Origin of the sequence: Phaeodactylibacter luteus (genome assembly GCF_007993045.1) — a bacterium.
GTDB classification, from domain to species: domain Bacteria; phylum Bacteroidota; class Bacteroidia; order Chitinophagales; family Saprospiraceae; genus Phaeodactylibacter; species Phaeodactylibacter luteus.
On sequence record NZ_VOOR01000011.1, the window covers coordinates 21,641 to 35,025 of the forward strand.

Here is a 13,385-nt window from a genome sequence, read left to right on the forward strand (position 1 = left end):
CAAGCCCCTTCGCAAAAAAAGAGGCCCCGGAACTTTCGCCCCGGAGCCCTCGAATATCCAGCAATATTTGAAAAAGTTCCTTAACTCACTAGAAGCAGTAATCGTTGGCTTCGATAAGGCGCGCAGCAATCGCACGGCGTGCCTGCTTCACGTTGGCAGGCATATACTTCGTGAACCGCTTCAGCCCCATCAGCATGGTCCGCAGCAAGTCGCCCTCAGCGAAAGAGACCAGCGCATCCGTGCCATTTTTATGCAAACGCGCTGTAGCGTCTGTGATGAAAACTTTGAGCATCGCGTCGTAAATCTCCTGTGGATGCTCCCGGTTGTCCATTCCAGACAGCTTCTCTACCCGCATAAGCATCGACTCTGCAACCAAGGTATCGAGCAGCATATCCGATACATTCATGATGATCTCCTGCTCGTCCTTGAGGTTCAGCTTGCCATCCATCTGCATTTTAGCCGCAGCGCCCGCAGTCATCAAAACCGCCTTCTTGAAATCCTTCACCGCTTTTTTCTCGGCTGCGTAAGCACCCTCCGGCTGCTCGAAGCCAGGCATGGAAGACAGCTCCTTCTGCACCTCCCAAGCTGGGCCCACAATATCGAGCTGCCCTTTCATCGCGCGGCGGAAGAGCATATCAATGGACAACATGCGGTTGATCTCGTTCGTACCTTCGTATATACGGTTGATACGGGAATCTCGGTAAGCACGGGCAGCAGTGCCCTCTTCAGAATAGCCCATGCCGCCGTGCACCTGAAGGGTCTCGTCCACCACATAATCGAGGACTTCAGAGCCCGAAACCTTCAGCAGCGCACATTCTATGGCATACTCTTCAGCAGCTTTGAGCTTAGCCTCCGCAAAAGACAAGCCGCCCTCCATCAGGCTCCTGTTCTTTTCCTGCAACAGATGCGATACCCGGTACAAGGCGCTCTCCGAAGCAAAAATCTGTACCGCCTGCTCGGCCAGCTTGTGCTGAATAGCGCCAAAATTCGAAATCGGCTGTTTGAACTGTACCCGCTCATTGGCGTAGCGCACAGCAGTGGCAGCGCTCTGCTTGGCGCCGCCCACGCAAAGCGCGCACAGCTTAAACCGGCCAATGTTCAGGGCGTTGAAAGCAATAAGGTGGCCCTTGCCTATCTCGCCCAGCACATTTTCCACCGGCACCTTCACCTGCTCAAAAAAGACCTGACGGGTGGAAGACCCCTTGATGCCCAGCTTCTTCTCCTCTGCGCCAAGGGTCATCCCCTTGGCTCCTTTTTCTACGATAAACCCGGTGAACTTATCGCCATCGACCTGTGCGAAAACAATGAACAAATCTGCAAACCCAGCATTCGAAATCCACATCTTCTGACCGTTGATGATGTAGTCTTTACCATCCTCGCTCAAGTCGGCCCGGGTCTTGGCTGCGAGCGCATCAGAGCCCGAGCTCGGCTCTGTCAAACAGTACGACGCCTTGAGCTCACCATTGATCAGGCCCGGAAGATACTTGGATTTTTGTGCTTCCGTGCCAAAATACAAGATGGGCAACATCCCTATGCCCGTATGCGCCGCGTAGGAAACCGTAAATGCTGCTGCCGGGCCGAGCACATCGCAGATGAGCGTATTCGTGTTCGTATCCAACTGCATACCGCCGTAAGCTTCAGGCATATGAGTGCCCAATAGCCCTAGCTCTGCCATTCTTTCCAGCAGGTTGGCAGACAGGCCTTCTTCCTGCGCTTCGATGCGGTCTATATTGGGCAGTATCTCTTGGTGCAGAAAATCGTGCACCGTCTCTTTGATCATCCGCTGATCCTCGTTGATCTCCTCAGGGATGAACGTCTGATCTGTCGAAGGCGTAGGCTTGATGAGGAACTCCCCGCCCCCCAAAATGTCGGTTTGGCTCAGTGTATCTTGCATGTTGGAACTATTTTTAAGCGATTAGCGAATTTTCGCTACTAATTTAGGGGCTTTGGCACAGAATGTAAAGCCATAAGGGTATTTTTTAGCGAAAATTCGCAAAACCGAGCCGCGCAGCCAAAAAACGTCGCCAAACTGGCATTATTTGCAACGCTATTGCATATTTGCTTGGATTTTGTATTTTTGCAACACCATTGCAAACAACAAAATTGCTATCAGATGAAAATGATGAAATTCTCCTGGCTCACTATGCTCGCCCTCGGGCTCCTTACTTTCTCTTCCTGCGAAAAAGAAGATGACCATGATCACGACCACGGCCACAACGAGATCACTATTAATATCCTAGAGCCCGGGCCCGACGAAGTCTTGGCAGACGCTTCCGATGCTCACATCCACATTGAAATTGAAGCAACAGACTCCAACCACGACATTGACATCGTCCTCCACCCAGATGGCAATGTAGATGATAAAATCTTGGACGTCCACCTGCACGAGCACGATCAGAAAGTCGTCTTTGAGCAAGACCTCGACCTCTCCTCTTATCCTGCCGGCACCAAATTCCACTTGGAAGTAGAAGCCTGCTCAGATCACGACTGCGAGGAGAAGGTTTTTGCCGACGTTGAGTTCTCCATACAGTAGGCTTGCACCGGGCCAGTGTAGGAGCAAGAGGGAGCTTTCCCTAGCCCACGCGCCAGTTTTTTCGCCGCTTAGCTTAAGCTAAGCGACTGGGAAAAGGCATAATATGGGCAGGAAACCGCCTTCTCAACCCTGCACAATCCCTCGGCGCACCAAGTCTAATAAAATGCCTCAGCGCCTACCAGCCATTTTTTGGCAGGCAGCCCATCGCGGCTGCCTGCCAAACTGCGGCAAAGTTGTATTTTGGCAGGCTCAAACTGCTAAAATATGACGCTCAAAGAAGCTCTTGACGCCCTCACCGCGCAGCCCGCCTACATCCTCGGCTATTTCGCCATCATCCCCATCATGGCCTTCACCGCTGGCCTCATCAGCCAAGAGAAAGGGCAGGAAGCCCCTTGGAAATACCTCTACTCCACCCTCATCTATTTCATCTGTGTGCCCGGCATCTTCGCCATCACCGTATCCATCTACCAGTTCTTATTCGAACGGCGCAGCATTTGGCAGGCCGATGTATTCGCCCAAGTCCTCCCCATGATTTCCATGGCCGTCACCCTGCTTATCATCCGCAAAAATGTAAACCTCGACTACATCCCCGGCTTTGACAAGCTCAGCGGCCTCGTCATGGTCATTGCCGCCACCCTCTCCCTCATGTGGATCGTAGACCGCACCCGTATCATTGTCTTCTCTTACCTCCGCTTCGAGTATGTCCTGCTCATCTTCGCCGCCCTCCTCTTCCTCATCCGCATAGGCTGGCGCAAAGCATTTGGCAGCGCGTAGGCTACAAACATCAGGGCGTGCCCGGCCTAGGGCCGGGCGCTACGTTGCGCAGCTGACGGCCCCGGGCCACCCTGCTGTGCCAACCCTTGCCCCGGGTCTGCTCCTTCGGAGCACTGCTCCACATCGCTCACGCGCCAAGCTGTTGCCGCCCCGCAAGCCCAAGCCCCAAACCATCGAACGTTTCAAACACCTCCTCGCCCCTGCACACTGCGCTCAATTTGTTGAACGCCTCATCTGCGTGCCCATACAGTTTAGCTCGCCCTCCTTCGGCAAAGCCCGACAGAAAAGCCGCTGCCTACGCATTGGGCAGCCGCCCGCCAAAGGGGACGCGCAAGCTGATGTTCAGGTTGCGCCCTTGCTCCGGCACATTGATGAGGCGGTAACGGCTCAGATGGTTGAGGTAGAAGGTATCCAAGACATTCTGCAATTGTAGAGTAAGCTGCAAAGGCTCCTTCCCGTACCACCGGATTTTGAAGCCAATACCTGCATCCCATAGCTGATAAGCTGGCGTCGCCCGCTCCGAACGGTCTATCCGGCTGATGCCCTCCGCTGCAAAAGTATATTGGTGCCCTACCTCTATATACGAAGAGGCCCACCGCCCTTTGCCCCTAAGGGTATACCTGAGGCTCGTCTGCAGAGCCGGCTGAGGGGTAAAAGGCAGGGCCAGGCCGGTACTGATGTTGTAGCTGCGCACAAAATCTGCCGTTTGCGAAAGCGTAAGCCCGCGCAGGGGCTCCCACTCGTACTGCAGCTCAAACCCTGTGTAAATGGCATCATCTTGCCGGTACTGAAAAATCTGCCCGGCTTCAGGCAAAGGGGAGAAGCGGGCAGGGAAAGTAGGCCCCAGATAGATGTAATTGTCAAAGAAATTGAAATAGCCAGCGACAGCCCCCGAAAACCGGGGCCTTTTCCAGGAAAAGCTGGCATCCAATTGGTACCCATGCTCAGAGTCAAGGCCCGGGGTCCCTACCTCATGCCGGAAGGTGCCATGATGGATCCCATTAGAGACGGTTTCTGCCGGATAAGGCACCCGGAAGCTTTTGCCCAGATTGACCTTGGCCGTGCCTGCCCCCTGCCAAAGCTCGTACGCACCGCCAACCGAAGCCGACCAGTTAAAAAACGCTGGGCTGGTGGGCTGGGCAACGAGCGAATCCGTAATGCGCTCGTTGCTGTCCCAAATCCATTGCCGGTAAAAATCCGTTTCGTTGCGGGCGTAATCCAGCCGTAGGCCAGCATTGAGCAACAGCCCATTGTCGAGCTCCCGTTCTGCCAGCCCGAATAGCCCCGACCGGAAAGTCCGGAAATCCGGCAATAAGAACTCAAAGCCCGACCGCTGATTGAACTGCCACTGCACACTGCCGCCGTACACCTGCCGCCAGCCATCTTCAGGCTCTACCTCGTAGTGCAGGTCTGCACTCAGGGTTTGCAACAAGAACTGCAGCCCAAGGGTATTGCCCGGGTCAATCTGTGAGCTGGGGATGCTGTGGAACTCAGGGAAAGAGAACTCCTGCCGCAGATTGCGCTGATAAGCCAAGTTGATATTGATATGGCCTGTGGGCAAAACCAAATCTTGATGCAGGCTGGCCTTGGTGTGGGCTACCTCTTGCTTAGGGATGTCGATGTCCCTCAGGTTGCCATCGTCGGTCAGGGCATAAGAGCGAGGGATGCCCACCGCCCCAGCGAAGAGCCCGGCTTCCAGCCCGTAGTGGGTCAGGGTAAGGCGGGTAACCCCCCATTGGCGGTTGAGGCCAGCGGTAAAACTGTAATTCTGCTCCCGCCCAGCAGTATTCTTGAGCCGCTCATTGAGAATGGGCAGGCGGAAAGAATTGTAATCGAAAAAGGTAGCGGGCACCCGGTAGTCCCCAAAATTCTGATAGCTGTACTGGCCACCAAAAAACCACCCCTTCCAATTGCCCCCCAGCTGGGCAGAACCGCCCCAGTGGGCGTTATTAGTACGGTGCAGCGTGGTCACGCTGCCGCCGAACGTCCCAGCTGCGGGGATGCGCCCCGGCAGGATGTTAATAACGCCGCCAAGGCCATCGGAGCCATACTGCAAAGAGGCCGGCCCCTTGATGATCTCTACCCGCTCTACACTGAACTGATCGATCTCCAGGCCGTGGTCAGCCCCCCATTGGTGCCCCTCCTGCTTGACCCCCTGATGGTTGACGATGATGCGGTTGGAGGACAGCCCCCTAATGACCGGCTTAGCGATACCCGTGCCCACACTGATGGCGCTCAGGCCCGGGAGCTTGTCGATGGATTGGGCAAAAGTCCCCTGCAGGTTCTCCGCGATCACCTCCCCGGTGAAATGCTCGGTGGCCAGTGCGCCTTCCTGCTTGGCATGCTCTTCGGTTACCACTACCGTCTCCAAAAGCTCCTGCAAAGGCGAAAGGGACACCTCCCCAAGGGAGATCTCCTCTCCAGTATAGCGAAAGAGCCGTATTTCCGGGCTGTACCCCAAGTATGTAATGCGCAGGCGATAATCCCCCTTCCTTTTCAGCTGCAGCTGAAAGCCTCCGTCAAACCCTGTAGCCGCGACAGTGCTGTCTGGGAAAAGCTGAAGGTTGGCAGCAGGCAGGGGCAGCCCCTCCTCGTCCAATACCCGGCCGCTCACCTGTGAGCGCCCTGCGAGAGCAAGCAGGAGCAAGCTAATAATCAGAAAACATTTGCCGGACAGGCGCTGGTATATCCCCCCTTGGTTCATCCTGTTATAAGGTTTTTGCCATTCTTGCGCAAAAGTAACCTTTAATGATGCAACAAAGTTGCACCACCACGTTGTTTAAGTACATATCAGCAATCTAAATTACCATGCAAGCAATATCCCGGACTGCCATCAGCCTCCTGTCATGTTCTGCCTTCCTTCTGCTCCTAGCAGCTTCGAGCTGCAATACCGGAGACGATATAGACGTCACCCCTCCCAGCATGGCCATCGAAAGCATGAGCCCTGCACCTGCTCCTTACGAAGTGTGCGGATCAACAGAAGATACGGTGTTCACCTTGAGGGGGGGAGAAACCTTAAGGATGGGCCTCGCATTCACCGACGATGCCTCTTTGTCACAATACAAAGTCGACATCCACAATAATTTTGACTGCCACGGGCACGGCGGCAGCTCTGCGCCCGGCGTGGCCATCCCTAATGTCAGCAGCTTGACCGAAGATTGGACGGAGCTTTCCATTTCTCCATTGAGCGGTACCGCGCAAGCGGTGCAGCTAACGCTTCAGGCCCCGGAAAATGTGACGGCTGGTGTTTACCATTTCCAAATACAGGTATTGGACGAGTCGGGCAACGACAACCCCCTGGCGAATTTTTACAGCATCCGGGCAATCAATCCGCAAGACGAAGAAGCGCCTGCCCTCACCGTAAACTTGCCCGCCGGGCAGGTGTTCAGCGCGGCTAAGGGCAGCAGCATCCGTTTTCAGGGCGATGTGGCAGATGGGCAATCTTTGAGCGAAGGCGGCAACGGCCTGCTCTTTCTGAGCTATACCGACCTCAGCTCTGGCAATACCTTTGCGACCGATGCAGTTGTTGTTTTTGATGAGGGGGTAGACAACCACTATGCATTCGACTTTGAGTACACGGTGCCTACCACGCTGAAAGCTGGCAATTACCGCTTCCGGCTCGATGCGTTTGATGGTGTAAGAAATGCTGCTGCACCCGCTTTTTTCGAGGTGACGGTCACGGATTAAGCGCTTGCTTGGAACGGGTTTTACTTTGAAAATCAAAGATTCATGCCCGACTGCTGCACCGTATGGTTGGCGGGTTTCTGGCTTAGCCCCCAAATTTGAGCTTAGCGGGCTAAGCGGAAATTTATAGTCCGGCAGCCCAAGAATTGTGATAGGGACGAGCTCCAAACATGCGCTAAGCCGCACCGCATTTGGCACAGGTGCCCTCGAGCACTAGGTTCTCACGCGCTACTTCGTAGCCTTCAGGCGCTTTGGCACGGATGACCACCTCCCCCTCAAGGCAGATGGTCTTGCCGCACTCAAGGCAATGGAAGTGGGCATGCTGATCGTGGTGGGCATGGGCCGTGCAATCTGAAGAACAGAGCGCATAACGGCTTACCCCACCGCTATCTACCGCTAGGTGGATAAGCCCTTTGTCTTCGAAAGCTTTCAGCGTACGGTACAGCGTGATGCGGTCAGGGTTTTCGAGCTGGCCTTCAAGGTCTTGGTTGGATAAAGCCACCCCCTTTGCCGCAATGAAGAGCTCTAGTACCTCCTTCCGGAAAGCCGTCTTTCTGAGTTGATGTGCTTCCAACCTTCTGATGATCTCTGATTCCATCGCCATCTCGTTCATTTTTCAGCTTAACAGTTGCCTGCCCACCGGTAAAAGCTACAAAGGGCCGAGCCCGCCTAGAGGCGCAGGGCGCACAGGTGCGCAGCATATAGGCATTTGCTTTTTGCAACGCCACAAAGCCTAGTAAAGTTGCCTTATGCACAAACTGTAAGGGCGTGAATCAAAATATGGCAGGATTTTATGCTTTCCGGGCTCTAGTGGTCTGTCAAGGCTAAAACTAGGGGTTGCCTGCGGCGACTTTTGAGGCTACTCTTCGTTGGACAACCCCTTACGTAGCGCTGCTATGCGCGGGAACATCCGCCTTGATTAGCCTCAAAATTCGCTCCCACTCAACCCATAAATTAACACTTGACAGACCACTAGGCTGGCATTGGCCTAGCGCTGCGAAGGGGTGGCCGAAGGCCAGACCCGACGCCTGTAGGGCGCGGGGCCGAGCGGACAGCGAGCCCCGCAGCATAGCGGCACCTGCCATCGGGCAGGTGCAGGCCCCCTCATATGGTGCAGGGGCAGGCCCATCCCGCCAAGCAGGCTGGGCAAGCAAAAAAACGGTAATCTGGATTGTGCCAAGCTGAAAAGGGGAGAAGAAAAAACATTTTAAATTTGCAACATAGTTGCATTTTATATATTTTTGCAATAACGCTGCAAAATCAACAAAGAGCTTCATACTAGTCTTAACGTAATACGTTATTGCCCCTGCGCCCCGTCTATCCGCTGGGATAGGCGGCACGAAGAAGCAAAACAAGAGGTATTAGATGTATTACGCCCCGGGCCTTGAGGCCCGGGTTTTTGTATACTGCCGCCGGCTCTGCCCGGTGCTCAAAATAAATGCGCTCCAATGAAAAGCATGATGTCCAAAAACACCCGGCTTGACCTTGCAGGGGCTACGGCCTCCCTGCTCTGCGCCGTACACTGCCTGGCCCTGCCCCTGGCCCTATCAGCAGGTGCGTTAGGCGGCCTGCATTGGCTGCACCACCCGGTATTGGAAGGCGGGCTAGTCATCTCAGCTGTGCTCATTGCCTCGTGGTCGCTTTGGCCCGCTTACCGTGATGGCCGCTCCAATGCGGCGCCCGGGCTGGCCGCCGCCGCTGGCTTTGCGCTCCTTGCCCTTAGCCGGGGCGTGGGGAGCGAAGCAGAGCACTACCTGATGGCCGCTGGCGGGCTGCTGATCGCAACTGCCCACTATCTCAACTGGCGCCAAAGCGCCACCTGCCAATCTTCCGGTCATCAGGCTCCTGACGGGGCTTCGAGCTTGGGCACCGAGCGCGTAGAACTGGAGTATTACCATCAGGCTTGATGCAGCGGGGCAGTGCACTGGGCACTGAGCTGTTTTCAACCACGCGGCTGCTTTTTCAGCAGTTGCCTGGCTAAGCATATCGCAAGCGCTTAGCCCAAGCTAAGCGGCTTCAGGAGGGCATCGTGTAGTACGGGAAGAGCCTGTAATGCCCTCGGCGCATCAAGTCTGCTAGCCGGGCCCAATGAGACAGTCAACCATAACAGCTGGAAGCGTGTTAGCAGGCTAAAAGAAAGAAATGGCAGGACAGCGCCCCCGTATACCGGTCAGCATCATTACTGGTTTTCTGGGAGCAGGGAAGACGACCCTGCTCAATCATCTCTTGCGGCAAAGGCAAGACGTACCCAACGTGGTCATTGAAAATGAGTTCGGCAGTGTGGGCATCGACGGCGCGCTGGTACGGCAGTATTCCAATGAAGTTTATGAAGTGAGCAACGGTTGTATCTGCTGCAGCCTTGACGATGAGCTTTTCGACATCCTGGCTGAGCTTGCACGGGAAGAGGAAGCCCCTGGGCACCTTTTCATTGAAGCAACAGGCATAGCCGACAGCGGCTCGCTCGCCGCTACCTTCCTCCGGCCGGACATCAGGAAGCGGTTTGAGCTTCGGCCCGTCATTTGTGTTGTGGACAGCACAAACATTACCGAGCAGCTTAGCAGCACACAGGAAGCCGGGCAGCAGATCGCCTCCGCAGATGTGCTCGTACTGAACAAAACCGGCCTAGCTACAACTGAAGCGCTACAGGCAGCTGCCCAAGCCGTCAAACGGGCCAATCCACTCGCCCGCATCATCCAAAGTGCCGATGGCCGCATCTCTGCCACTGAGCTCGATCTCCCGCGGGTACGGCCCGAGGTGCCCTTTGTGCTGCCCAAAGCCAAGCCTGCCCTCCCCAAAGTGCCTGTACACACAGCTACCGTAGCCAGCAGCCATACATTCGACCGCCCTTTTGACCTGAGCAAAATCAAGCATGTCTTGTCGGTCAGCCTTATGCTGTACGCCAAACAAATTTTCCGGGTCAAAGGGATTGTACAGAGCCATGACGGCCAATGGCACCTCTTGCAATCTACTGGCAAGCAGGTGGAAATTACGCCCCTTGCCCCGGGAGCAGGGGCAGGCCCGTCCACCATCGTAGTGATCGGGCAGGGCGTAAAAGAGGAGGCAGTGGCACGGCTGCTGCGGCAAGGCCTGGCCTAAGGCAAATTATAGTCTGACCACCTAAAATTCATGCATTTTGACTGGCTCTTTTCCCGCCTCTCTTCGCCAAAAAGCTTCACCGACTTCATCGTGGGGCTCCTTATCCCCACGCTTCGTGTAGGCTATGCCTGCGTTTTTTGACTCGATAGCCTGAAAAAATAACAGCGCCATATTCTCACACCGTGCAGTAGACGCGGAGCGAAATCCCAAGTTGTCAGTCTATAAAACCCGGCTGCGCTCAACACTCTGCCCTGCGGGAAGGTTATATACACCGGGCAGCTGCTGAAGGCAACTGCGCCAGAACCAACAACTGCCCTACATCTTTGGGCCAACCGACCACAGCCAACGACATGACAGAAGAGCAGACTGCTAGCGGCCTGGCCGCCTACGAACAGATCGAAGCCAAGGATAGCATCGAGATCATCGGCGCACGGGAGCACAACCTCAAAGATATCGACCTCCAAATCCCCCGCAATAAGCTTGTGGTCATCACGGGCATCAGTGGCAGCGGTAAATCCTCCCTCGCCTTTGACACCATCTACGCAGAAGGGCAGCGGCGTTATATGGAGACCTTCACCTCATACGCTCGGCAGTTCATTGGGGAAATGGAGCGCCCGGATGTTGAGAAGATCAACGGGCTGAGCCCTGTCATTTCCATAGAGCAGAAGACCACCGGGCGCAACCCCCGGTCTACAGTTGGCACGATCACCGAAGTATATGATTTTATGCGGCTGCTCTTTGCACGGGTAGGCGATGCTTATTCCTACGCTACCGGCAAGCGCATGGTGCGCTATACCGAGGAGCAAATGAAGGAGAGCATATTGGAAGCCTACGACGGCCGCAAAATCCTCATCCTCGCGCCCATGGTCAGGGGCAGGAAAGGGCACTACCGGGAGCTGTTTGAGCAGACCCGGAAGCAAGGCTACGCCAAAGTGAGAGTGGATGGCGAAATCCTTGACCTTGCCCCCGGGCTAAAGGTAGACCGCTACAAGGTGCACGATATTGAAGCCGTAGTAGACCGAATTAAGGTTTCTGCCAGCCGTACAGCCCGGCTGAACACCTCTCTGCAGGCCGCCCTCAAGCTTGGCAACGGGCTGGTGTTCATCATGGACCATGAGACAGGGGACATCCGCACTTTCAGCCGCAACCTGATGGACCCAGAAGCCGGCATTTCCTACGAGGAGCCCTCTCCCAACTCTTTCTCTTTCAACTCCCCCTACGGCGCCTGCCCAAGCTGCAACGGGCTGGGCAGCATCAATAAAGTGGACATCAGCAAAGTAATCCCGGACGACACCAAAAGCATCAACGAAGCGGGCATCGCCCCCTTCGGCGAAGTCCGGTCCAACGCTACATTCAAACAGCTGCGGGCAATCGCCAAAAAGTATAAATTCTCCTTTTCCACCCCTGTGAAAGACATACCGGAAGCCGCACTGAACGCTATCCTTTACGGGGGCAGCGATGCTTTTAAGGTGAAGGTGAACGACTACAACGATTACTCCTACAACCTTGCGCAGGAGGGCATCGTAAACATGCTGGAGCGCTGGTACGACGATACGAGCTCCGAAAAAATCCGCCGATGGGCAGAGGAGTTCATGACCATTACCACCTGTCCCGACTGCAACGGCTATCGGCTTAAGCAGGAATCCCTCCACTTCAAGGTAAAAGAAAAACACATTGGGGAACTAGCCGAGATGGACCTGACCGAGCTGCAAGCTTGGATGGCAGACGTAGAAGAAGGGCTCAGCGAACGGCAGGCGCTTATTGCCAAGGACATCCTGAAGGAAATCCGCCTGCGCTTGGGCTTCCTGCTGCACGTAGGGCTCGATTACCTCGCCCTCAACCGATCCGCCCGGACCTTGTCAGGGGGGGAAGCGCAGCGTATCCGGCTGGCCACACAGATCGGCTCTCAGCTTACAGGCATCACTTACATCTTGGACGAGCCGAGCATTGGGCTGCATCAGCGCGACAACCAAAAACTGATTGAAGCTTTGCGGGAACTGGCCGACATCGGCAATACGGTGCTCGTGGTAGAACACGATAAAGACATCATGCTGGCAGCCGATTATATCATTGACCTCGGGCCTGGCGCAGGCAAGCACGGGGGCGAGCTCGTAGGGGAAGGCACTCCGGAGGGTTTTGTCAAATCCCGTACCCTTACAGCAGACTACCTGAACAATAAGCGCAAGATAGCTGTGCCGGAACAGCGCCGTAAAGGCACAGGGCAATTCCTAGAGCTCAAGGGGGCCAACGGCAACAACCTCAAGAATGTCAATATCAAAATCCCTTTGGGCACGCTGACTTGCATCACGGGCGTTTCCGGGAGCGGAAAATCTACCCTGATCAACGAGACGCTCTACCCCATTTTGCGGCAGCATTTCTACAAAAGCCTCAAGCCTCCTATGCCCTATAAAAGCATTAAAGGGCTGGAGCATGTGGACAAGGTCATTGAGATCGACCAATCGCCTATCGGGCGCACTCCAAGGTCGAACCCTGCGACTTATACCGGTGTATTTACTGACATCCGCAAGATATTCACTGAGCTGCCCGAGGCTAAGATCCGGGGCTATAAGCCGGGGCGCTTTTCCTTTAATGTTAAAGGGGGGCGGTGCGAGGTCTGCAAAGGATCGGGCATGCGGATCATTGAAATGAACTTCCTGCCGGATGTGCACGTAGAGTGCGAAAACTGCCTGGGCCGGCGCTACAACCGGGAGACGCTGGAGATTTTGTATAAAGGCAAATCCATCAATGATGTGCTGAACATGACCGTGGAGGAGGCCGCGGAGTTTTTTGAGCCCATCCCCAATATCTACCGCAAACTGCGCACGCTCAATGAAGTAGGGCTGGGCTATATTACCCTTGGGCAGCAAGCCACTACCCTTTCCGGGGGGGAAGCGCAGCGGGTAAAACTGGCCGAAGAGCTGGCCAAACGAGACACTGGCAATACGGTTTATATTCTTGACGAGCCTACTACCGGCCTGCATTTCGAGGACATTCAGCACCTGCTGCGCGTGCTCAACCGCTTGGTCGACAAAGGCAATACTGTGCTTATCATTGAGCATAATATGGACGTCATCAAGGTGGCAGACTACCTCATCGATATGGGCCCGGAAGGGGGCCGCAGGGGGGGTACCGTTGTATGCAAAGGCACGCCCGAGCAAGTTGCACGCAAAAAAGACAGCCACACCGGAGTATTCCTCAAGCTGGAACTCTGACGGCCACTGTAGGTTGGCCCGCCACATTTAGCGCCAAGTCTAACGGATATTTGTATATTTGATGAGGGCCATTCTTAGCCAAACCA

At 55.1% G+C, this 13,385-nt stretch carries 9 protein-coding genes; 6 read left to right on the top strand and 3 right to left on the bottom strand.

Annotation, left to right across the window (positions count from 1 at the left end):
* Positions 1 to 88: 88 nt before the first annotated feature.
* A complete protein-coding gene (locus FRY97_RS07005) occupies positions 89 to 1,894 on the bottom strand; it encodes an acyl-CoA dehydrogenase family protein (RefSeq protein WP_147166735.1) in 1,806 nt (601 codons plus the stop codon).
* Between the two features lie 219 nt (positions 1,895 to 2,113).
* Here FRY97_RS07005 and FRY97_RS07010 point away from each other — a divergent pair, with 219 nt between their 5' ends.
* The gene (locus FRY97_RS07010; protein WP_147166736.1) at positions 2,114 to 2,533 is read left to right on the top strand and encodes a hypothetical protein; all 420 of its coding nucleotides are present in this window, start codon (positions 2,114 to 2,116) and stop codon (positions 2,531 to 2,533) included.
* 264 nt (positions 2,534 to 2,797) lie between these two features.
* Positions 2,798 to 3,307 carry a hypothetical protein gene (locus FRY97_RS07015; protein WP_147166737.1) on the top strand — a complete coding sequence of 170 codons (510 nt, stop codon included), beginning with the start codon at positions 2,798 to 2,800 and terminating at the stop codon, positions 3,305 to 3,307.
* Positions 3,308 to 3,602: 295 nt separating this feature from the next.
* Here FRY97_RS07015 and FRY97_RS07020 read toward each other — a convergent pair whose 3' ends face one another.
* A complete protein-coding gene (locus FRY97_RS07020) occupies positions 3,603 to 6,011 on the bottom strand; it encodes a TonB-dependent receptor (RefSeq protein WP_147166738.1) in 2,409 nt (802 codons plus the stop codon).
* A gap of 104 nt (positions 6,012 to 6,115) precedes the next feature.
* On the opposite strand from FRY97_RS07020, the gene FRY97_RS07025 reads away from it, so the two are divergent.
* The gene (locus FRY97_RS07025; protein WP_147166739.1) at positions 6,116 to 6,994 is read left to right on the top strand and encodes a DUF4625 domain-containing protein; all 879 of its coding nucleotides are present in this window, start codon (positions 6,116 to 6,118) and stop codon (positions 6,992 to 6,994) included.
* A 172-nt stretch (positions 6,995 to 7,166) separates the two neighbouring features.
* Here FRY97_RS07025 and FRY97_RS07030 read toward each other — a convergent pair whose 3' ends face one another.
* Positions 7,167 to 7,595, bottom strand: a complete 429-nt coding sequence (locus tag FRY97_RS07030; protein WP_246141617.1) for a Fur family transcriptional regulator — start codon at positions 7,593 to 7,595, stop codon at positions 7,167 to 7,169.
* Between the two features lie 844 nt (positions 7,596 to 8,439).
* Here FRY97_RS07030 and FRY97_RS07035 point away from each other — a divergent pair.
* From FRY97_RS07035 to uvrA, 3 genes are all read left to right on the top strand, one after another.
* On the top strand, positions 8,440 to 8,898 hold the full coding sequence (locus FRY97_RS07035) for a MerC domain-containing protein (protein ID WP_147166740.1): 459 nt from the start codon (positions 8,440 to 8,442) through the stop codon (positions 8,896 to 8,898).
* Between the two features lie 235 nt (positions 8,899 to 9,133).
* On the top strand, positions 9,134 to 10,087 hold the full coding sequence (locus FRY97_RS07040) for a CobW family GTP-binding protein (RefSeq protein ID WP_147166741.1): 954 nt from the start codon (positions 9,134 to 9,136) through the stop codon (positions 10,085 to 10,087).
* Between the two features lie 350 nt (positions 10,088 to 10,437).
* On the top strand, positions 10,438 to 13,299 hold the full coding sequence (gene uvrA, locus FRY97_RS07045; protein WP_147166801.1) for an excinuclease ABC subunit UvrA: 2,862 nt from the start codon (positions 10,438 to 10,440) through the stop codon (positions 13,297 to 13,299).
* Positions 13,300 to 13,385 lie beyond the last annotated feature (86 nt).